Below are 18,772 nucleotides of genomic sequence, written 5' to 3' on the forward strand. Positions count from 1 at the left end.
CGTTCCGCTGTCGAAGACGCCACTGCCGCCCTCGCGGTTGCTCAGCCGAACTGGACCGAGCGCTTCGCGAGCCCCATCCAGAAGCCGTCGATGACGCTGCGCTCGTCGCCCAGGTCGCCGGCCGCGTCCGCCGCGCCCATGGTGACGAAGAGCGGGGCGAAGTGCTCGGTGCGCGGGTGGGCGAGGCGGCCGGCCGGGGACTTGTGCTCGAAGTCGAGCAGCGCGTCGATGTCGTGCGCGGCGAGCGCCTCGCGGCCCCAGGCGTCGAACTCGGCCGACCAGCCGGGCACGCCCGGGCCGGTGTGCCGCAGGGCGGCCAGGTTGTGGGTGAAGAAGCCGCTGCCGACGATCAGCACGCCCTCGTCGCGGAGCGGGGCGAGCCTGCGGCCGATGTCCATGAGCCGGCGCGGGTCGAGGGTGGGCATGGAGATCTGGAGTACGGGGATGTCGGCGCCGGGGTACATCTCGACGAGCGGCACGTACGCGCCGTGGTCGAGGCCCCGGTCGGGGATGTCCTGCACGGGCGTGCCGGGCGCGCGCAGCAGTTTGCGGACGGCCTCGGCGAGTCCGGGCGCGCCGGGGGCGGCGTACTGCACCTGGTAGTAGTGCTCGGGGAAGCCCCAGAAGTCGTAGACGAGCGGCACCGGCTCGGTGGCGCCGAGGGCGAGCGGGGCCTCCTCCCAGTGGGCGGAGACCATCAGGATCGCCTTGGGGCGGGGCAGCCCGGCGGACCAGGCGGCGAGCTCGCCGGGCCAGACGGGGTCGTCGGCGAGGGGCGGGGCGCCGTGCGAGAGATAGAGGGCCGGCATGCGTTCCAGCGTGGCGTCGTTCATGGCGTCCGCCTCCTTACCGCGCGTTCCCGGTAGTACGGGATCTTGAGGGTTGAAGTGATGCAAGCGATGATCCTTGAAGTTTCAAGCTTGGCTCGAGCCACCTTAGACCCGATCTAGTTCAACTTTCAAGAATTGCCCGTACCATGGATCCATGACCGAACCCCGCTGGCTCAGCGACGAGGAACAGCGCGTCTGGCGCTCCTACCTCCACGCCACCACCCTCCTGGAGGACCATCTCGACCGCCAGCTGCAGCGCGACGCCGGGATGCCCCACATCTACTACGGGCTGCTCGTCAAGCTCTCCCAGGCGCCCAGGCGCCGGATGCGGATGACGGAGCTGGCCAAGGACGCCAAGATCACCCGTTCACGGCTCTCGCACGCCGTCGCCCGCCTGGAGAAGAACGGGTGGGTGAGCCGCGAGGACTGCCCGTCCGACAAGCGCGGCCAGTTCGCCGCGCTGACGGACGAGGGGTACGCGGTGCTGCGCCGCACCGCGCCCGGTCACGTCGACGCCGTACGGCAGGCCCTCTTCGACCGGCTCTCCCCCGAGCAGGTCGAGCAGCTGGGCGGGATCATGCGCACCGTCGCCGAGGGCCTGCAGCCCACGGGTCCGGACGCGGACCTGCCCTGGCTCCGCTGAGCGGAACCAGGGCAGGATGCGCCGGATCGGTGGCCCCCGGGTCCCGGCCGGACCGGGACCCGGGTCGGTGTCTCAGTGCGCGATGACGGGGATCTTCACCTCGTCCTCGACGCCGGCCGCGGAGTCCTTGCCGGAGCCCGAGCCCGAGCCGGCGACCGCGCCGGTGCCCGGCTTGCCGGTGTTGATCAGGGTGAGGGCGAGGGTCGCCGAGACGACCAGGATGCCGACCGCCCACCAGATGGCCGCCGAGTAGCCCTCGACCATGCCCTGGAGCTGGAGCAGCTTCTGCGCCGCCGGGGTGGTGGCGCCCGCCGCGTGGTCCACCAGGTACGCGGTGGTCGCCGAGGCGGCGATGGTGTTCAGCAGGGCCGTACCGATGGCGCCGCCGACCTGCTGCGAGGTGTTGACCATCGCGGAGGCCACACCGGCGTCCCGCGGGTCGACCCCGTGGGTGGCCAGCGACATGGCCGGCATGAAGGCGGTGCCCATGCCGAGGCCGAGCAGCAGCTGCGCCGGCAGGATCAGACCGGCGTACGAGGAGCCGATCTCCAGCTGGGTCAGCAGCAGCATGCCGACGGCGGCGGTCAGGAAGCCGGGGCCCATCAGCCAGCGCGGCGGGACCCGGGTCATCAGCCGCGTACCGATCTGGGTGGAACCGGTGATCATGCCCGCGATCATCGGGAGGAACGCGAAGCCCGTCTTGACCGGCGAGTACCCCTTCACGACCTGCAGGTAGTAGGTCAGGAACAGGAACAGGCCGAACATCGCGATGACGGCGAGGCCAAGGGAGAGGTACACACCGCCGCGGTTGCGGTCGGTGACGACGCGCAGCGGCAGCAGCGGGCTCTTCACCCGCGACTCGACCAGGGCGAAGGCCAGGAGCAGCACGCCGGAGGCGACGAACAGACCGATGGTCGTCGGGTCGCTCCAGCCGTCGGACTCGGCGCGCGTGAAGCCGTAGACCAGGGAGACCAGGCCGAGGGTGGAGAGCAGCACGCCGGGGACGTCGAGCGGCGAGCGGTTGCGGCCGCCGGCCGGCTCACGGATCACGAAGTACGCGCCGAGCGCGGCGACGATCGCGAACGGGATGTTGACGAAGAAGGTCCAGCGCCAGTTCAGGTACTCGGTGAGGAAGCCGCCGAGGATCAGACCCACGGCGCCGCCGCCACCGGCGATCGCACCGTAGATGCCGAAGGCCTTGGCGCGCTCCTTGGCGTCGGTGAACATCACCGCGAGGAGGGAGAGGGCGGCGGGCGCGAGCAGCGCGCCGAACGCACCCTGCAGCGCGCGGGCGCCGAGCATCATCGCCTCGCCGGTGGCCGCGCCGCCGAGGGCGGAGGCCGCGGCGAAGCCGATCAGACCGACCACGAAGGTGCGCTTGCGGCCCCACAGGTCGGCGACCCGGCCGCCGAAGAGGAGCAGACCGCCGAAGGCGAGCGCGTAGGCCGTGATGACCCACTGGCGGTTGCCGTCGGATATCCCCAGGTCCTGCTGGGCGGAGGGCAGTGCGATGTTCACGATCGTGGCGTCGAGCACCACCATCAGCTGGGCGAGCGCGATGAAGACCAGGGCCTTCCAGCGGCTCGGGTCCGCCTGCACGGGCGGGGACTGGGCGATTTTTGACATGGGGGAGGCCACCTCTTGGCGCAAAAGGCTGAAATAGGACGCTGAAAAAGGACGTCGGACGTCGTCGCTAAGTCATCAAAGGAAATGACAAAGGGAGTTACGGGCTGCGGTGCCGCGAGAGCGGCGGGCGTCTCGGTCAGGGGCGGGGGCGCTCAGCGGCCCGCGCAGGTCTCGCTCCTCAGGGTCTCCAGGGTCGCGGCGGAACCGGGCAGTTCGGAGCGCGCGGGCGTCTCCAGGCCGTCCAGGAACAGCTGCAGATGGCGGTGGACGAAGCGGTCCATGTTCAGACAGGCCGTCCCGGGCAGCGGCCGGGTCAGCTGCGAGACCGCGACCATGAGGTCTCCGACACCGACGTCGGTACGCATCCGGCCGGCCGCCTGCGCCCGGTCGACGAGGCCCTGGACGGCCTCCTCCAGGCGCGAGCGCTCGGCCAGCAGGTCGGGGTGGTGCTTGTCGAAGTCGCCGTCGAGCATCGGGCACAGGGCACCGACCCGCTCGTCGGCGGCGGCGTGGGTGAAGCGGCGGAGCGCGACGAAGGGATCGCTCTCCTCCTCGGCGGCCTCGTGCGCCCGCTCGGTGATGCGGGCGGTGAGGGAGAGGATGACCTCTCGGACGAGATCGGCGCGCTCGGGGAAGTTGCGGTACAGCGTGGCGTTTCCGACGCCCGCCCTGCGGGCTATCTCGTCGAGCGGCACCTGGGCGCCGAACTCCACGAACATCTCGCGGGCCGCCGTGACGATCCGCTCGCGGTTCCGGAGGGCGTCCGCCCGGGGGCGGGGCATCCGGCGGGCCGGGGCGGCGGGCACGGCAAGCGCGTCGGCGTCGGCAAGCGCGCCGGCGACTGCCGTTTCGGCGGGGCTCATGCTCACTGCCGTACCTCTCCCAAGTGATGTGACCCGAGTGGCGTGACCCGAGCCATGCGACCCGAGTGATGCGACCCGAGTCACCCGAGTCATGCGATCCGAGTGATGCGATCCGGGGACCGAGTCCCCACTTCGTCGAACACAGGGGTAAACGGGGACTCGCTCCCCGGTTATTTCCCGCCCGACTTGTGACCTGCGTCACATCCCCCGGTCGGGCCACCCGGCGCGCGCCTCTCGATCACCCGCCACAGGCTGATCGCAACGACCGACCGGAGAGAGGCCACCGCATGCAGGAGACCCGCCGACGGATACGCAGACCCATCGCCCTGGCCTCGGCGGCCGCCCTCGCGATCGCCGCCCTGGCAACGGCCAGCACGACCCTGCCCGGCCCGGCCCCCGCCTCGGCGGGCCCGGTGGCCGCCGGCTCCGGGGAAGCACCGCTGGGACCGTGCCGGATCGCCACGACGATGGGTGTGCAGATGTCGGAGGGACTGCCCACCGCCCCCGGCTACGCCCGCTCCACCGGGCGGATCAAGGCCCTCAACCTGATGGTCGACTTCCCGGACGCCCCCGGACAGGGCACCGCTATGAGCCGCTTCCGCGAGTTCTTCCCGCAGACCGCCGACTGGTTCCGGGTCAGCTCCTACGGCCGCCTCCACTACACGCCCGAGACCCCGATACCCGACTGGCTGCGGATGCCCCGCCCCTTCTCCTCGTACGGGCTCGAGCGCGGCTCGCCGTACGAGCCGGGCTACCGCGGGCTCGTCCAGGACATCGTGAAGGCCGCCGACGCCCGCGTGGACTTCAGCGCGTACGACCTGATCAACGTCCTGGTCACCCCGAACGCCGGGCCCTCGGCCCTCGACACCGTGCTGTCCGTGACCTTCTCCGGCAACGACGACGCCCCCTACGCGGACGGCGTCCCGCTCGCCAACACGTCCTTCGTCTACAGCCGCCAGGACGACGGCTCCGGCAGCTACGGCGACACCGGCTACCGGGTCCTGCCGCACGAGAACGGGCACGTCTTCGGACTGCCCGACCTCTACACCGTCGACGGCGGCGGCACCGTCGGACACTGGGACATCATGTCCGAGGACTGGGGGGCCAACAACGACCTGCTCGGCTGGCACAAGTGGAAGCTGGGCTGGCTCGACAACGACCAGGTCGGCTGCGCCTCCCGGCCCGGCGACTTCGAGTACACGCTCACCCCGCTCGCCACCACCGGCGGCCCCAAACTCGCCTTCGTGCCCCTCTCCGGCACCTCCGGCTACGCGGCCGAGGTGCGCACCCGCGAGGGCAACGACGAGGCGGTCTGCAAGACCGGCGTCCTCGTCTACCGGGTCGAGACCGACGTGGACACCGGGCACGGACCGGTCACCGTCGCCGACAGCGACCGCTCCAGCGGAGGCTGCACCCGGCGCCCCAACGTGCACGCCGAACTGTCCGACGCCCCCTTCGGCCCCGGCGAGACCTTCACCGACCGGACCAGCGGCATCCGGATCAGCGTCCTCGACGAGGACCCGGAGACCGGCGGCTACCGGATCCGCATCACCCGTTCGTGACGACTGACTCGCCCCTCCAGTCGGCGACTTCGGCGCGCAGCTCGCGCTTGAGGACCTTGCCGGTGGCGTTCCGGGGCAGTTCCGTCTCCCGTACGAGGACGTGCGCGGGCACCTTGAAGGCGGCGAGCCGCGCGCCGACGTGCGCCCGCAGCTCCTCCGGGCCGGCCGTCGCGCCCGTCGCGCCCGTCGCGCCCGCCCGGAGCCGGACCACGGCCGCGACCTCCTCGCCGAGCTCCGGGTGCGGCACGCCGAGGACGGCGGCCTCGGCGACGTCCGGGTGGGCGTGGAGCACGCCCTCGACCTCGCCGCAGTACACGTTCTCGCCGCCCCGGATGACCAGGTCCTTGATCCGGTCGACGACGGTGACCCGGCCGTCCCGGACCCGCGCCAGGTCGCCCGTACGGAACCAGCCGTCCGGCGTGAAGGCGGCCCGGGTGGCCTCCTCGTCGCCCCAGTAGCCGCGGATCAGGGACTGGCCGCGAAGGAGCAGCTCGCCGACCCCGCCGGCGTCCGGCCGGTCGATCCGCAGCTCCACGGCCGGCGCGGGCCGGCCCGCGCTGTCCGGGTGCGCCCGGTACTCGGCGCCGAAGTTGGCGAGCACACCGCCGCAGGTCTCGGTGAGGCCGTAGCCGTTGCGGGGCTCGATCCGCTCCCCGTACGCGGCGGCGATCCGCGCCGTGATCCCCGGCGGGGCCGCCGCTCCCCCGGTGTTGAGCATCGTGAGGGAGGTCAGCGGGTCGCCGGTGCGCTCGGCGAGGTCGAGCAGCTGGAGCGCGGTGGTGGGGACGCCCGCGTAGTGGGTGACGTGGTGGGTCCGGATCAGCTCCAGGGCCTTCGCCGGGTCCCACTTGCGCATCAGGACGAGGGTGCCGCCGGCCGCCATGACCGAGTAGAAGGAGGTGAAGGCGGCCACGTGGAAGAAGGGGTACGTGGTGAGGGAGACCGGCGCCGGCCCGCTGCCCGGCCGCTCGCCCCGGCGCACCGCGGACGCGGCGGCGAACCAGCGCGGGTGCATCGCCGCGCCGACCTGCGCGAGATGGGTGGCGACGGCGCCCTTGGGGCGGCCCGTGGTGCCCGAGGTGTAGATGATCGTCGCGTCCTGCTCGGGCAGCACGTCGACGGGCGGCGGCCCGAGGTGCGGGTCGGTGTCGGGGACGTACGGCTCGAAGCCGTCGGGACCGCCGTCTGAACCGCCGTGGAAGACGATGCCGGGTACGGAGTGGGCGCGGGCCCAGGCGGCGACGCGCGGCACCCGCTCGCCGTCCACCAGGAGCACCCGCGGCGCACAGTCGTCCAGCGCGTACGCGAACTCCTGCTCCGTCCACCAGGCGTTGAGCGGTACGGCGACGAGGCCCGCGAGCTGGGCGGCCCAGAAGGCGATCTGCCACTCGGGGTGGTTGCGCATCGCGACCACCGCCCGGTCACCGGGGCGCAGTCCGTGCACGTCGACGAGGCGGCGGGCGAGGCCGCAGGCGGCGTCGAAGAAGGCGCGGTAGCCGAGCACGCCGTCCTCGGAGACGAGGAAGGGCCGGTCGCCGTAGCCCCAGGTGGCCTCCACGAACTCGCGCAGGGTGCGCGGCCCGCCGGTGTACACGCCGTCGGCGACGGCGAAGGGCGCGCCGGGTGAGGCGAGCGCAGCGAGCGCCCCCTCCACGGACGGGTCGGAATACGAGTCGGCCACTGCGCGCCCCTCTTCCCTGTTCCCTGCTCTCTCCTACGGGCCGCTAAGCGCTTGCTCAGCCCGGCTGCCGACGACGCTACCAGCACCGGCAGGGCCCGCGGTCAGGAAGGGAGCTCCGCCTGAGGGAGCTCTGCCGGTACGGGCTCCTGGTCACCGCCTGGTACGCGTTCCCGGTCGCCGGCCGCCACGAACAGGCCCACCCGCGCCGCGCCCACCACGCGCGGCAGCAGGAAGGCCCAGAAGCGGGTGAGCGGGGCCCGCTCCAGCCACCGCGGGTCCTGGTGGCCCAGGGCCTCGTGGCCCGCCGCGACCGCGACGACCGCCGCGGCGACGTCGCCGGCGGTGACATCGGGTGCGAGCAGCCCCGCGCGCTCGGACCGCACCACGATGCCCTCGACCCACTCGCGCCACCGGCGCCTCAAGTCCCGGTCGGTGCGGGTCCGTTCCGGGGCGGCGCTCAGCGCGAAGCCGGCGCGCAGCACCGCGTCGGAGCCGAGCCCCTGGACCAGTTCGTGGCTGGCGTCGATCAGGGTCTGCAGCGGCAGCGCCTCGCGCTCCCGGGTGATCCGCAGCAGCCGGTCGCCGGCCGCCGCGACGACCGCGTCGGCCAGCGCCGCCTTGCTGGGGAAGTGGAAGTGCAGGGCTCCGCTGCTCACTCCGGCGCGGGCGCTGATGGTCGCGAGCGAGGCGACCTCGTAACCGTCCCGGTCGAAGAGCACCGCCGCCGACTCGACGAGAGCATTGCGGGTGCGGATCGCCCGCTCCTGCCTGGCCAAGGGACCTCCGTCACCGACCGTGGGGGTGCCGACACTTTTCCGCAACTGTAACAAACCGGATCGACGGTTTTCCGCAGAACGAAACAGACCGCGGATGCCCTCGGCCGGGCACCGTCAGCCGGTCGCGGTCACGCTCGCGGGCAGCCGGACCGGCAGCGCCCCGTACCCGTTCAGGAGGAAGGTCGGCAGTGGCGCCAGCTCGCCCTCCGGGCAGGCGAGTTCGAGGTCGGGGAAGCGCGCGAAGAGGGCTTCGAGGGCGATCGTCGCCTCCAGGGTGGCGAGCGGGGCCCCGAGGCAGCGGTGCGCGCCGTGGCCGAAACCGAGCGGGTCGCGGTCGGTGCGGAGCACGTCGAAGCGGCCGGCGTCCGGGCCGTGGCGCTCCGTCTCCAGGCCGCCGGCGGCGAAGTTGACGAGGATCGGGTCGCCCTGGGCGATCTTCACCCCGTCCAGCTCGATGTCCTCGACCGCGAAGCGGAGCGGCGAGTAGGCGGCCGGGCCGTGGGTGCGCAGGGTCTCGGCGACCACGTCGTCCCAGCCCGCGCGGCCGGCCCGGACGTGGGCGAGCTGCTCGGGGTGGGCGAGCAGCGCGGCGGCGGCGTTCACCACGAGCGCGGCGGTGGTGTCCTGGCCGGCGGCGATCAGCAGGAAGAGGGAGCCGAGGAGTTCGTTCTCGGTGAGGGCGTCGTCGCCGTCGCCGTCGCGGGCCGCGATGAGGGAGGAGGTCAGGTCGTCGCCGGGCACCTCGCGACGGGCCGCGACCAGCGCGCCGAGCAGCCGGAAGGCGGTGCCGCGCGCGGCCTCCATGGTCTCGGCGGAGACGCTGGAGCTGAAGACGGTGCGCAGGGCGGCGGTGAGCTCGGCGCGATCGGCGCCCTCGGCGACGCCGAAGAGCTCGCAGATGACCTGGAGCGGCAGCGGTTCGGCGTAGCCGGTGCGCAGTTCGGCGGTCTCGCCGGCGGCGAGGCGTGCGGCCAGGCCGTCGAGGAGCGTGGCGGTGATCTCCTCGATACGGGGGCGGAGCGCGGCGGTGCGGCGGGCGGTGAACGCGGCGGCGACCAGACGGCGCAGCCGGGCGTGCTCGGCACCGTACGAGAAGAGCATGTTCTCGTTGGCGACCCAGGGGTAGAGCGGCCACTCGGGGGTGATCCGGCCCTCGGCGAAGGCGGGCCAGTGGCGGCGGGCGTCCTTGGAGACGCGCGGGTCGACGAGCAGCCGCTCGACGTGCTCCTGGCGGACCACGGCCCAGGCGCCGACGCCGCCGGGGAGCTCGACGGGGACGGCGGGCCCCTGCTCCCGGAGGGCGGCGGCCTCGCCGGCGAGGTCGCGGCCGGTCACGTCGAGGGCGTACGGGCAGCCGCCGCCCGCGGCCGCGAGATGTCTACTGCCGTCCGGGCCGAGGCCCTGGTCCTGGTCCAGATCCTGGTGCAGGACCTGGCCCTGGCCCTGGTCCTGGTCCTGGTGCAGGCCCTGCTGCATGTCGCTGCGCTCGTCCATGCGGTGTTCTCCGTCTTCGGGATCGGTACGTCTCTGCGGCGCCGTGCCGTCACGGGTCCGCGGTGCCGCGGATCCGCTCCGTTGCGGTCCGCGGTCCGCGTGTGCCCCCACCCGCACGCGCGGCCGAGGAGAACAGGACGTCCCCTCCCCCTGGTAGAGCCCGATCGGCCCTGGTGGCGTTCCCCCGATCCGGGGTTCCTCCGGTCGACGAGCGCCCGGCACGGTTCTACTACCGGCCGGCCGGGTTCCGCTACCGTCCCGCCCAGCTCGCCGGTCCGAGGCGGCAGCAGGCCGTCGGTCCGACCCGGCGGCGAACCGTCAGTCCGACGCGGCGGCGAGCGCGGTGGTGCCCGTCTCGCGCACCCGCGCGGCTTCCTCGTACGCCAGTTTCGCCCGCTCGGGCGTGAAGTCGAGGCGGACGAGCACGCCGGGCACGGCGATGGCGCTCACCATGGTCCGCATCAGGTCGGCGACCCGCTCCACCATGTCCGCGTGCCGGGTCATGATCTTCGACAGCACCTGCACTCCGGTGAAACTGCCGGTGAACAGGGTGGCGGCGGAGGAGATGTCCACGTGCGGCAGCAGTTCGCCGGCCGCCTTCGCGCGGGCCAGGACGTCCGTGTTGTGGCTGATCCAGCCCTGCATCGGTACGCCGCGGTCGAGGCCGTCGTACGGCGAGCCCTGGTCGACGGTGAGGCGCACGCTGCCGCGCACCATGGGGTCGCCCACGTGCAGCAGGTACGCGAGGACGAGCGCCTCGTCGGTGAGCTGCTGCAGGAAGAGCTCACGCTCCGGAACCGGCGGCAGTGCCGCGACCTGCCCGGCGAGCACCTCCTGGGCCAGCTCCTCCTTGGAGGCGAAATGGAAGTAGAGCGCGCCCTTGGTCACGCCGCACCTCTTCAGAACCTCGGAAATCGTGGCGGCCTCATAGCCGACCTCGTCGAACAGCTCCGCGGCCGCGAGCACGATCTTCTGGCGCGTGCGGATGGCTCGTTCCTGTTGTGCCACTACATCCTCCGTACCTCACGGCCCGAAGGAGTCCGGGAGGCTGGTATTCCAACGGCTCACATGGAGTGATGAGTCGGCGACCGGTCCGCTGGAACCCCGCCGGCAGTAGGGTGAGCCCGGCGATCCCGGTTTCTTCACACGTCCACATTTCAAGAATAAAACCAGCTAGCCGGTTTGACAAGCGAAATTGAAACAAAACCGGTTGGTACGTATCTTGTTCGGGCAAGGTCACCTCTTCCCTGCCGGTCACACTCTTTTCGGGGGAGCCGATGCTCCAGCACGCGGAGGCACCACTCAGACACGACGTCGATGTCGATGCCGATCTCGATGTCGATCTCGATGTTCATGTCGACGACGACGTCCGTGCCGATGCCGACGTCCGTGCCGATGTGCGTGTCGATGTCCGTGCCGTCGACGACGCGTCCGCCGAGGTGGAGGCGCTCTCCCGGCTCCTCTTCGACGGCGACGGACGGGAACGCGTGCACGGCGAATGGCGCCGGCTGATCGCCGGGGCCGCCTTCGCGCACCGGCCCGGCCTCACCTTCGCCGAGCGCGCCGCCCTCTCGTACGAGCGGCTGCGGCTGGTCAACGACACCGTCGCCGGCCCCGCGGCGGAGGCCCTGGCGTACGACGCGCGCCGGCTCGCCGCGCTGCACGAGTGGACCGGATTCGTCGACGGCGGGGTGTGCACGCTCGCCAGCATCCACTACAACCTGTTCCTCGGCAGCCTCCTCGACCACGACGGTTACCGCCGCGACTTGACGGACTACACGTCCATGGAGCGGACCGGCACCTTCCTGTGCACCGAACTCGCCCACGGCAACGACGTCGCCGCCCTGGAGACCGTCGCCGCCCTCGACCGCGAGACCGGCGGCTTCGTGCTGCACACCCCGAACCCCGGGGCCCGGAAGTTCATGCCCAACACCAGCCTCACCGGCGGCCCCAAGACCGCCGTGGTCGCCGCCCGGCTGCTCGTCGACGACCAGGACCAGGGCGTCTTCCTCTTCCTCACCCCGCTCAGCGACGCCGACGGACACCTGCCGGGGATAGAGGTACGACCTCTGCCGGAGCGCACGGGCACTCCGGTCGACCACTGCCTCACCTCCTTCGATCACGTCCGGCTGCCCCGCGAGGCCATGCTGGAGGCCGCCCACGGCCGGCTCGACAAGGACGGACGGCTCGTCAGCAACCTCGGCAACCGGCGCAAGCGGTTCCTGCGCTCCGTCGGACGGGTCACCATGGGCAAGCTCTGCATGAGCGGCGGCACCCTCGGCATGGCCCGCGCCGCCCTCGCCATCGCCGTCCGTTACGCCCACCACCGCCAGGTCGCCGCGCCCAGGGCCGGCGAGCGGATACCCCTGAGCGCGCACCGCACCCACCACGGGCGGCTGCTGCGCTCTCTCGCCACCTCCTACGCGATGACCTTCCTGCACCGCGAGGTCCTCGACCGCTGGTGCGGCCACGACCCGACCGACCCGCAACAGCGCGAGGAGGTCGAGCGGCTGATCGCGGTCGCCAAGGGCTGGATCACCTGGCAGGCCCGCGACATCACCGTCGAGGCCCGCGAACGCTGCGGCGCGCAGGGCCTGTTCCCCGCGAACGGCATCTCCGACCTGCCGTTCAACGTCGAGGGCGGCATCACCGCCGAGGGCGACAACCTGGTCATCTGGGCCAAGGCCGCCTCCGAGCTGGTCTTCGCCCACGAGGCCGGCCCCGACCGGGCCCCCGCCGGGGCCGAGGGCCGGCTCCCCGACCTCACCGACCTCGGCTTCCTGCGCGACCTGCACGCCCACGTCGAGCGCATCTGGCAGACCCGGGCCCGCGCCGCCCTGCGCGGCGGCCCGACCGGCGACCCGATCGGACGCTGGAACGAGACCTCCGGCGCCGCCCTGGAAATGGTCGCCGCACACGCCCGCACGGCCGCCTCCGACGCCTTCCTCGGCGCCGTCGACCGCGCGACCACCCCCGGCAGCCGGCTCCTCCTGGAGCAGCTGGCCCGGCTCTTCCTCCTCCACGAACTGCGCCCGCACACCGGCGACCTGCTCGCCGCCGGCCATCTCACCCCCGCCCAGGTCGAGGCCCTGCACCCGACGACCGACCGCACGATCGCCGCGCTCGCCCCGCACCTGCTGCCCCTGGTGAACGCCTTCGACCTCCCGGCCGAGTTCCTGGCGACGGCGCCGATCGCGAACGCGGACTACCTGGACCGGTTCGACGACTGAACCGCGCACCAGCACCACGGTGCTCCGCGAGGCGGCCCGAAACCTCGCCCGTAACGCCGGCTGCTGAGCCGCCGGACCCCGGCAGTCTCCATCCGCTACCCTGTTCACTGGTCTCGCCTTCGTAGCTCAGGGGATAGAGCACCGCTCTCCTAAAGCGGGTGTCGCAGGTTCGAATCCTGCCGGGGGCACCAGCCAAAAGGGCACCTACCGATCTTGGTAGGTGCCCTTTGACATCCACGGCTGACATCAACGGCGGCGATCACTCACGGTCGGGCCGCCTCTTGAGCAGCCGGTCCATGTGGCTGATCGCCTCACGCTGCGTGTCCTGGACGACGTGCGTGTACACGTCCATCGTGATGCTGATCTGGCTGTGGCCGAGGATCTCCATCACCACCCGGGGTGCGACCCCGGCGGCGGTGAGGAGGGTCGCCGTCCCGTGCCGGGCATCGTGGAGCCGGATCACGCGGAGGCCGGCGGAGGCGGCGACGCGGGTGAAGGAGCGGTACACGTTGCGCGGCTCGACGGGGCGGCCGGTGCCCGTGGTGAAGACGTAGCCGCCCTCCTGCCACTTCTCCCCCGCCTTGGCCCGCTGATCGTTCTGCTTCATCCGGTGCCACCGGAGGGGCGCGATGCACAGGGCGGGCAACGGCACGACCCGCCGGCGGCGCCCCTTGGGATCGTCGTCGTACAGGACCCCGCGTCGGCGCTGGGTCTGCTGGCGGACGTACAGGACGCGCTTGTCGAGGTCGACGTCCGCCCAGCGCAGCCCGACCAGCTCGCCCCGGCGCAGCCCCATGGCGATGGCGAGGACGAAGGCCGCGTACAGCGGGTCGCGGCGGGCGGCGGCGAGGAAGGCGAGCGTCTCGTCCAGGGACCACGGGCTCAGCTCCCGCGTCTTCGTCCGGGGCGGCTCGACGAGGGAGGCCACGTTGCGCGTGATCAGTTCCTCGCGGCAGGCCGCGGTGAGGGCGGTCCGCAGGACGCGGTGGGACTCCTTGGCGGTGGCGGCGGTGGTCTTCTTCTCCAGTTGGACGAGGAAGCGCCGGACGTCGGCGACGCCGAGGGACTCCAGTCGCTTGGAGCCGATCATCGGGACGAGATAGAGGCGGACGTGCGACTCGTACTTGTCATACGTACCGAGCGTGCGGCGCGGCGGTCGGATGAAGGCGTCGAGCCAGTACGGGAGCCACTCGGAGAGCTTCGCGGAGCGGGTCGGCACGGGGATGCCGTTGTCGGCCTTGTCGAGGAGGGCGCGGCGCTTGGCGTCGCACTCCTCCCAGGTCTTGCCGTAGGCGAACTTGCGGGCGCGGGTCCCGTCCGGCTGGAGGACGTAGACGGCTGCCTGATAGCGCCCGTCCGACCGCTTGGTGATGGTGCCGGCGCCGTTCGGGTTGCGCTTGCGCTTGGCGGGCATCAGGCGGCCTCCCCGATCTCGCGGTCGATGAAGTCGCGCACGGCGTCGACCGGAACGCGCCGGGCCCGGCCGACGGTGATCGAGGTGAGGCGGCGGGACCGGATGAGGTCGTAGACGGTCGAGCGTCCGAGCTTGAGCCGCTCCATGACCTCCGGGACGGTGAGGAGTTCGGCGGTGGCGGTGGTCATGCTGCGGCTCCTTCCAGGCGGAGTACTTCCCGCGCGGTCTGGCGGTTGAGGTGGATGTCCCGGGCGATGGTGGCGGCGAGCGCTGCCTCGCCGGGGGTGTGTCCGTGGCCGGCGTACTGCCAGGAGGCGAGGACGAGCACGGTGTCCGGGTCGGTGTGGCTGTCCTGCGCGGCGCGGTAGTCGGCGCGGATCTGACGGAGGGCGCCGAGGGTCGTCGAGTAGCGGCGGGACTTGGTGGAGAAGTGGCCGCGGAAGCCGAGCATGTGGGCCCAGGCGGCGAGCTTGCGATCCGGGTAGAGCGGGGCGAGGTCGAGGCAGGCCTCGATGAGGCGCCGGGGGTGGTCGGCCACGTCGAGGAGGTCGAGCACTTCGCGGTTGCCGATCCGGCGGTCGAGGCTGCCGGTGGTCTCGGCCGCCTTGGTGGCGTACTTGGCGACGTACGCCGCGACGGCCTGTTCGGTGATGTCGGAGCCGTCGCCGAACGCCTTGACCGGGCGGATGTCGAGCTGTCGCCCCCACTGGAAGCGCCGGCGCGGCTGGTCACCGGCGGCCGGGACGGTGATGGTGGTGTACGCGTGAACGGCGGCGGCGCGGATGGCGTCGTCGAGTAACCGCACGCTCGCCCAGGAGGGCGGGACCGTGCCGGGGCCGTCCGGTCCGTCGAGGCGGATCACGGCGTGGAAGTGGATGGCGCCGCGCTTCTGGAACTCGGCGACCTTCCCGTACGAGACGCGCAGCACGTCCTTGAGCCCGCGTTGCGTGAGTCCGGCACGGGCGGCGAGCTCGCGGCGCAGGCGGTTGGTGAAGCGCTGCCAGAGCTGTCCGGCGTGGTTGTTGAAGAGGACGGCGCCGGCGTAGTCGTACGAGTTGGGGTCGAGGGCCGTGCCCAGGGCGGGGTCGTTCTCCGGGTGACGGGTGCCGCAGCGGCAGGCCCCGCGGTCGGGGCGGTTGTGGACGGGCCCGAAGGACGGGGCAGTGAGGGTGACGAACACCCGGGGGTGGTCACGGACGGTCGCGGGGATGTCCTTGGACTCGTCGCCGGCCAGGCCCGCCCGGATGAGGTGGTAGGTGTCCCCGGCGTACGTGTGGGCGCAGGAGGGGCAGCGGGATGCGCGGCGGTTGCCGCAGGCGACGCGGAGGCGTCCGCTGGGCTCGGTCTCGGTGGAGTAGCGACACAGGGTCTCCCCCGACGTGCGGTCCTTGGTGAGGGTCCAGCCGGTCAGGTGGATGGGGTCGGAGCAGCCGCCGGTACGGTGTACCTGGTCCTTCCAGCGGTCGAAGTCGGGGGCCGCGGCCACCCGGAGGACATCGTGCAGGGTGGCCGGGGCCAGGCCGCCCGCCGCGGTGGCGGCGGTGCGCTGAGCCATGATGGGTGTTCCTTCCGGTTGCAAGATCGGCGAGGGGTACGGCGCCCGGGCGGCGGATGCTTGGCGGTATCGAGGCCGCCCGGGTGCCGGTCAGCGGCGCTTGGCCGAGGAGCTGAGCAGCGAGCGGACGACGACGGCGCAGACGGCGACCGAGGCGGCCGTGATGGCGGTCGCGAGGAGCATCGAGACCAGGACCGTGCCGACGACCAGGACGGCGGCGGTGCCGGCGCCGACGACGGCGAGCGCCGTGCCGGGCGTGATCTGGACGGCAAGGCGGGGCGCCGGGACCGCAGGAGCGGGCGGGGCCAGGGGCTGCTGGGCGGGCTGAATCGCCGCCGGCTGGACGACGGCGGGCGAGGTGGTCGAGGTGGTCGAGGGCGGGGTGACGAGGCCGGTCGGCATCGGCATGGTCGGGAACTTCGGTCGGAACATGGGTCTCTTCTCCCTTCCGGGGCGGGTCACTTGCTGATGACGTGGTCGATGACGGGGGCCAGCAGGCTGTCGGCGAGGAGGAAGCCGCCGAGGAGAATCACTGCGACGAGCCACCAGGGCGGGCGGATCAGCTTGATCCCGAGGGCGCCGACGACGAGCAGGGCGAGCCAGAGCGGTACATCCACGAGCGGTATCCGTTCAGTCGGAGATGCGGCAGCGGTGGGTGCGGGCGGCGAGCTGGGCGGCGGCGGAGCTGGAGTAGTCGGAGGACCAGCCGCAGCGGTCGGCGGTGCAGACGGCGGCGTACTTCGTGCGGCCGTGACGGTCGCGGTGGGTGCCGATCTGCACGGGACCGATCCGCATCACGGAGTGGAAGTGGTCGCGGGCGGGCATCGCTCAGTCCTCCGGGGTGAAGTCGTCAGCGTGGTCGGCCAGCCACTGGCGGATCTCGTCCGACTCGAACTCGTCGGCGGCGAGGATCACCGGCTCGGCCGTTGCCATGGCTTCCACCAGACGGTTGTTGCGGGTCAGTTCGGCGGCGTGCTCCAAGGCACGTCTGGTCGAGTCGCGCATCTTCTCGGTCTCCCTCTCAGGCGAGTTGGGCGGCGATGGCGTCGGCCATGGGCGCGGGGACGCCAAGGCGGGCGCGCAGGGTGTCGGTGTCGATCGGTTCGCCGGTGCGGGTGCGGTGGTCGGCGGCGATCTTGCGGGCGTGTTCGACGAGCGCGGAGGGGACGGGGACAGCGGGTGTGGTCGCGGGCGCCGGCGGGGCGGGCGGGGCATCCGGCTCGGGCTCGGGATCGACGACTGCTTCGGGCTCGGGGACGTACTCCGGTTCGGCGGGCTCCGGGCCCGGCTCGACTGTCGGGGCAGCGGAGTGCGCGAGGAGCGTGCCGCCGAGGAACGCGACGGCGGGCCAGCCGGCGATGCCGAAGCGCAGCCAGGCGGGTGGATGGGCGAGGTCGAGGAATCCGGCGGTGGCGACGTTCGCGCCGAGCGACGCGAAGAGCGAGATCAGGAACCAGCACCAGGCGAGCCGGGACGAGCCGTCCGCGCGGAGCCGTCGCCAGGCCGCCACCAGGAGCAGGTCGACGGAGACGGGGTAGGCCCACGCCTTCCATCCGGTCTGTCCGGCAGCGGCGGCCAGGTCGTGCAGGTGGGCGAAGGACAGCGCACCGGCGATCAGCGCTTGGACCAGCACGGCGTCGACGCGGAGCTTGCTGGTCATGACGGCACCTCCTGGGCGGGCGTTTTGGGCATGGCGGGGGTAGGGACATGGCGCGGGACGGCCGCGCCGGCCGGACGGGATGGGGAGGATCAGGCGGTCGCCGGGGCCGGGATCTTGGCGAGGGTCACCGGCGGCTCGACAGCGGGCCGGAAGGCGGCGAGGGTGGGCAGATCCGGGGTGAGGTGCGCGTGCTTGTTGCAGGCGTTGACGGCTGTACGGAGTGAGGTGTGCGGCGTACGAATTCGAGCCCAGCCGCCGGAGGCGTCGCCGGTGATCGCGAGGCCGGGGCTGTCGACGGGGATCTGGATGGTGGCGAGAACGGCGTCCGGCGCAATGTCGCCGAAGGCCATGTTGGCGCTGGTCTCGTCGTTGACGCGGTGGGCGGTACGGACGCTGAGCTGGGCACGGAGCATGGTGATGCCCTTGCCGAGCTCGGAACCGAAGCGCTGCCCACAGATTTCGAGGTAGATCCCGGCGGCGCGGCCGAGCTGGGCGAGCCGGGCCAGGGCGGTGATGATCCGGTCGCGGCGCTTCTCCTCGTCCTTCGTGGCGAAGAGGGCGAGTTCGGCGACCTCGTCCACAAGGACGACGATGGGCACGGGTCGCAGGTGGTCGGGCAGGTCCCAGATGTCGGCGGCGATCTCGGCGTCCGGGGTGTCGGCAGTGATGCGCTGTTCGGCGCGGATGAGTTGGTAGACGCCTTCCATGTGCGCGATCAGCACGTCGAGGAGGCCGGCGGCGGTGTCGGGGTTGTCGGCGAGGGCGGAGAAGCGGCGGGCCAGGGGGAACAGCTCGACTCCCTGCTTGCAGTCGATCCCTACCAAGGCCACGTGCTGCGAGGCGAGTTCGGCGACGAGGTTGCGCTGGTAGACGGACTTCCCTGACTTGGTCGCTCCGATCGTGAGAGCGTGCGGGGTGGTGCGGTAGTCGCGGTAGTGGACGGCTCCGTCCTCGCGCACCGCGACCGGCACGCGCATGACCGTGCGCTGGGTCTTGGCCGGCAGGTGGACGCGCTTGAGTACGTCGTAACCAGTCATCCGGAGTTCGACAACGCCGGAGCGGATCTCCCGCGAGGTGACTCCGTACATCGCGAAGGAGTGCCGGAGCCGGTCGCACGAGGCCGCCACGTCGAAGGCGTCCTGTCCGGGCCGGAGCCCCAGGCGTAAGACGAGGCCAGTTCGGGTGGGCCGCAGCCGCAAGATGCGCGGGGCACGCGGCTCGGGGGCGGGCCGGTTGGCCATACGGGCGATGGCCAACCGCCACCGCGGCGGGGGAACCGTCAGCCCGCAGGCGTCCATGACCGACCTGTACCGGGCCAGAACCCGGAACGTGGCGAGCGTCACTCCGAAGGTCAGCCAGTACCAGGCGGGGCGCCGCCACCGCAGGAGACCCGCGATGGCGACGACCAGCACGGCGGAGGCAATCAACCACCGCATGA

20 protein-coding genes and 1 tRNA gene are annotated in these 18,772 nt (G+C 72.2%); 4 read left to right on the top strand and 17 right to left on the bottom strand.

Annotated elements, in window-relative coordinates; all coding sequences use genetic code 11:
- Positions 1-41 precede the first annotated feature (41 nt).
- Positions 42-833 carry a dioxygenase gene (locus JAO84_RS14600; RefSeq protein WP_370413260.1) on the bottom strand — a complete coding sequence of 264 codons (792 nt, stop codon included), beginning with the start codon at positions 831-833 and terminating at the stop codon, positions 42-44.
- A 151-nt stretch (positions 834-984) separates the two neighbouring features.
- Here JAO84_RS14600 and JAO84_RS14605 point away from each other — a divergent pair, with 151 nt between their 5' ends.
- Entirely contained in the window at positions 985-1,473 is a 489-nt protein-coding gene (locus JAO84_RS14605) for a MarR family winged helix-turn-helix transcriptional regulator (protein WP_370413261.1), read from the top strand.
- 72 nt (positions 1,474-1,545) lie between these two features.
- Here JAO84_RS14605 and JAO84_RS14610 read toward each other — a convergent pair whose 3' ends face one another.
- Together JAO84_RS14610 and JAO84_RS14615 are read right to left on the bottom strand one after the other, a co-directional pair.
- Complete coding sequence (locus JAO84_RS14610; RefSeq protein WP_370413262.1) at positions 1,546-3,099, bottom strand: MFS transporter; 1,554 nt, start codon at positions 3,097-3,099, stop codon at positions 1,546-1,548.
- Positions 3,100-3,251: 152 nt separating this feature from the next.
- The gene (locus tag JAO84_RS14615) at positions 3,252-3,962 is read right to left on the bottom strand and encodes a TetR/AcrR family transcriptional regulator (protein WP_370413263.1); all 711 of its coding nucleotides are present in this window, start codon (positions 3,960-3,962) and stop codon (positions 3,252-3,254) included.
- A gap of 287 nt (positions 3,963-4,249) precedes the next feature.
- Here JAO84_RS14615 and JAO84_RS14620 point away from each other — a divergent pair, with 287 nt between their 5' ends.
- Positions 4,250-5,524, top strand: coding sequence for a M6 family metalloprotease domain-containing protein (locus JAO84_RS14620; RefSeq protein WP_370413264.1), 1,275 nt, complete (start codon positions 4,250-4,252; stop codon positions 5,522-5,524).
- Here the strand turns inward: JAO84_RS14620 and JAO84_RS14625 are convergent.
- From JAO84_RS14625 to JAO84_RS14645, 5 genes are all read right to left on the bottom strand, one after another.
- On the bottom strand, positions 5,511-7,205 hold the full coding sequence (locus JAO84_RS14625; RefSeq protein WP_370413265.1) for a class I adenylate-forming enzyme family protein: 1,695 nt from the start codon (positions 7,203-7,205) through the stop codon (positions 5,511-5,513). The genes JAO84_RS14620 and JAO84_RS14625 overlap by 14 nt on opposite strands.
- Before the next feature lie 101 nt (positions 7,206-7,306).
- Positions 7,307-7,981, bottom strand: a complete 675-nt coding sequence (locus JAO84_RS14630; RefSeq protein WP_370413267.1) for a ScbR family autoregulator-binding transcription factor — start codon at positions 7,979-7,981, stop codon at positions 7,307-7,309.
- Positions 7,982-8,095: 114 nt separating this feature from the next.
- A complete protein-coding gene (locus JAO84_RS14635) occupies positions 8,096-9,475 on the bottom strand; it encodes a cytochrome P450 (protein WP_370413268.1) in 1,380 nt (459 codons plus the stop codon).
- A 318-nt stretch (positions 9,476-9,793) separates the two neighbouring features.
- Positions 9,794-10,483 carry a ScbR family autoregulator-binding transcription factor gene (locus JAO84_RS14640; RefSeq protein ID WP_370413269.1) on the bottom strand — a complete coding sequence of 230 codons (690 nt, stop codon included), beginning with the start codon at positions 10,481-10,483 and terminating at the stop codon, positions 9,794-9,796.
- 149 nt (positions 10,484-10,632) lie between these two features.
- Positions 10,633-10,830 (bottom strand): hypothetical protein, encoded by a 198-nt coding sequence (locus tag JAO84_RS14645; RefSeq protein WP_370413270.1) that lies wholly within the window; start codon positions 10,828-10,830, stop codon positions 10,633-10,635.
- A gap of 42 nt (positions 10,831-10,872) precedes the next feature.
- On the opposite strand from JAO84_RS14645, the gene JAO84_RS14650 reads away from it, so the two are divergent.
- Positions 10,873-12,705 (top strand): acyl-CoA dehydrogenase, encoded by a 1,833-nt coding sequence (locus JAO84_RS14650; RefSeq protein WP_370413271.1) that lies wholly within the window; start codon positions 10,873-10,875, stop codon positions 12,703-12,705.
- Between the two features lie 115 nt (positions 12,706-12,820).
- A tRNA-Arg gene (locus JAO84_RS14655) sits at positions 12,821-12,896 on the top strand.
- A 68-nt stretch (positions 12,897-12,964) separates the two neighbouring features.
- On the opposite strand, the gene JAO84_RS14660 is transcribed toward JAO84_RS14655, so the two are convergent.
- From JAO84_RS14660 to JAO84_RS14700, 9 genes are all read right to left on the bottom strand, one after another.
- Entirely contained in the window at positions 12,965-14,119 is a 1,155-nt protein-coding gene (locus tag JAO84_RS14660) for a tyrosine-type recombinase/integrase (protein ID WP_370413272.1), read from the bottom strand.
- On the bottom strand, positions 14,119-14,307 hold the full coding sequence (locus JAO84_RS14665) for a helix-turn-helix domain-containing protein (protein WP_370413273.1): 189 nt from the start codon (positions 14,305-14,307) through the stop codon (positions 14,119-14,121). The genes JAO84_RS14660 and JAO84_RS14665 overlap by 1 nt, the downstream gene beginning before the upstream one ends.
- A complete protein-coding gene (repSA, locus tag JAO84_RS14670) occupies positions 14,304-15,674 on the bottom strand; it encodes a replication initiator protein RepSA (RefSeq protein ID WP_370413274.1) in 1,371 nt (456 codons plus the stop codon). The genes JAO84_RS14665 and repSA overlap by 4 nt, the downstream gene beginning before the upstream one ends.
- 90 nt (positions 15,675-15,764) lie before the next feature.
- Positions 15,765-16,106: a SpdD-like protein gene (locus JAO84_RS14675; RefSeq protein WP_370413275.1), complete on the bottom strand. Its 342-nt coding sequence runs from the start codon at positions 16,104-16,106 to the stop codon at positions 15,765-15,767.
- Between the two features lie 26 nt (positions 16,107-16,132).
- Entirely contained in the window at positions 16,133-16,291 is a 159-nt protein-coding gene (locus JAO84_RS14680) for a hypothetical protein (RefSeq protein ID WP_370413276.1), read from the bottom strand.
- Between the two features lie 13 nt (positions 16,292-16,304).
- Entirely contained in the window at positions 16,305-16,499 is a 195-nt protein-coding gene (locus tag JAO84_RS14685; protein ID WP_370413277.1) for a mobile element transfer protein, read from the bottom strand.
- A gap of 3 nt (positions 16,500-16,502) precedes the next feature.
- Positions 16,503-16,679 (bottom strand): hypothetical protein, encoded by a 177-nt coding sequence (locus JAO84_RS14690; RefSeq protein ID WP_370413278.1) that lies wholly within the window; start codon positions 16,677-16,679, stop codon positions 16,503-16,505.
- Positions 16,680-16,695: 16 nt separating this feature from the next.
- Entirely contained in the window at positions 16,696-17,334 is a 639-nt protein-coding gene (locus tag JAO84_RS14695; RefSeq protein ID WP_370413279.1) for a DUF2637 domain-containing protein, read from the bottom strand.
- A gap of 89 nt (positions 17,335-17,423) precedes the next feature.
- Complete coding sequence (locus tag JAO84_RS14700) at positions 17,424-18,770, bottom strand: FtsK/SpoIIIE domain-containing protein (RefSeq protein WP_370413280.1); 1,347 nt, start codon at positions 18,768-18,770, stop codon at positions 17,424-17,426.
- Positions 18,771-18,772 lie beyond the last annotated feature (2 nt).

This window comes from Streptomyces fradiae (genome assembly GCF_041270065.1).
In the GTDB taxonomy this organism is placed as follows: Bacteria; Actinomycetota; Actinomycetes; order Streptomycetales; family Streptomycetaceae; genus Streptomyces.

What these genes read in the sequence shown, in the direction of transcription:
- JAO84_RS14600 (WP_370413260.1), bottom strand. Translation starts at nt 833, where the DNA reads ATGAACGACGCCACGCTGGAACGCATGCCGGCCCTCTATCTCTCGCAC.
- JAO84_RS14605 (WP_370413261.1), top strand. Translation starts at nt 985, where the DNA reads ATGACCGAACCCCGCTGGCTCAGCGACGAGGAACAGCGCGTCTGGCGC.
- JAO84_RS14610 (WP_370413262.1), bottom strand. Translation starts at nt 3,099, where the DNA reads ATGTCAAAAATCGCCCAGTCCCCGCCCGTGCAGGCGGACCCGAGCCGC.
- JAO84_RS14615 (WP_370413263.1), bottom strand. Translation starts at nt 3,962, where the DNA reads ATGAGCCCCGCCGAAACGGCAGTCGCCGGCGCGCTTGCCGACGCCGAC.
- JAO84_RS14620 (WP_370413264.1), top strand. Translation starts at nt 4,250, where the DNA reads ATGCAGGAGACCCGCCGACGGATACGCAGACCCATCGCCCTGGCCTCG.
- JAO84_RS14635 (WP_370413268.1), bottom strand. Translation starts at nt 9,475, where the DNA reads ATGGACGAGCGCAGCGACATGCAGCAGGGCCTGCACCAGGACCAGGAC.
- JAO84_RS14645 (WP_370413270.1), bottom strand. Translation starts at nt 10,830, where the DNA reads ATGAACATCGAGATCGACATCGAGATCGGCATCGACATCGACGTCGTG.
- JAO84_RS14660 (WP_370413272.1), bottom strand. Translation starts at nt 14,119, where the DNA reads ATGCCCGCCAAGCGCAAGCGCAACCCGAACGGCGCCGGCACCATCACC.
- JAO84_RS14665 (WP_370413273.1), bottom strand. Translation starts at nt 14,307, where the DNA reads ATGACCACCGCCACCGCCGAACTCCTCACCGTCCCGGAGGTCATGGAG.
- repSA (WP_370413274.1), bottom strand. Translation starts at nt 15,674, where the DNA reads ATGGCTCAGCGCACCGCCGCCACCGCGGCGGGCGGCCTGGCCCCGGCC.
- JAO84_RS14675 (WP_370413275.1), bottom strand. Translation starts at nt 16,106, where the DNA reads ATGTTCCGACCGAAGTTCCCGACCATGCCGATGCCGACCGGCCTCGTC.
- JAO84_RS14685 (WP_370413277.1), bottom strand. Translation starts at nt 16,499, where the DNA reads ATGCCCGCCCGCGACCACTTCCACTCCGTGATGCGGATCGGTCCCGTG.
- JAO84_RS14690 (WP_370413278.1), bottom strand. Translation starts at nt 16,679, where the DNA reads ATGCGCGACTCGACCAGACGTGCCTTGGAGCACGCCGCCGAACTGACC.
- JAO84_RS14695 (WP_370413279.1), bottom strand. Translation starts at nt 17,334, where the DNA reads ATGACCAGCAAGCTCCGCGTCGACGCCGTGCTGGTCCAAGCGCTGATC.
- JAO84_RS14700 (WP_370413280.1), bottom strand. Translation starts at nt 18,770, where the DNA reads ATGCGGTGGTTGATTGCCTCCGCCGTGCTGGTCGTCGCCATCGCGGGT.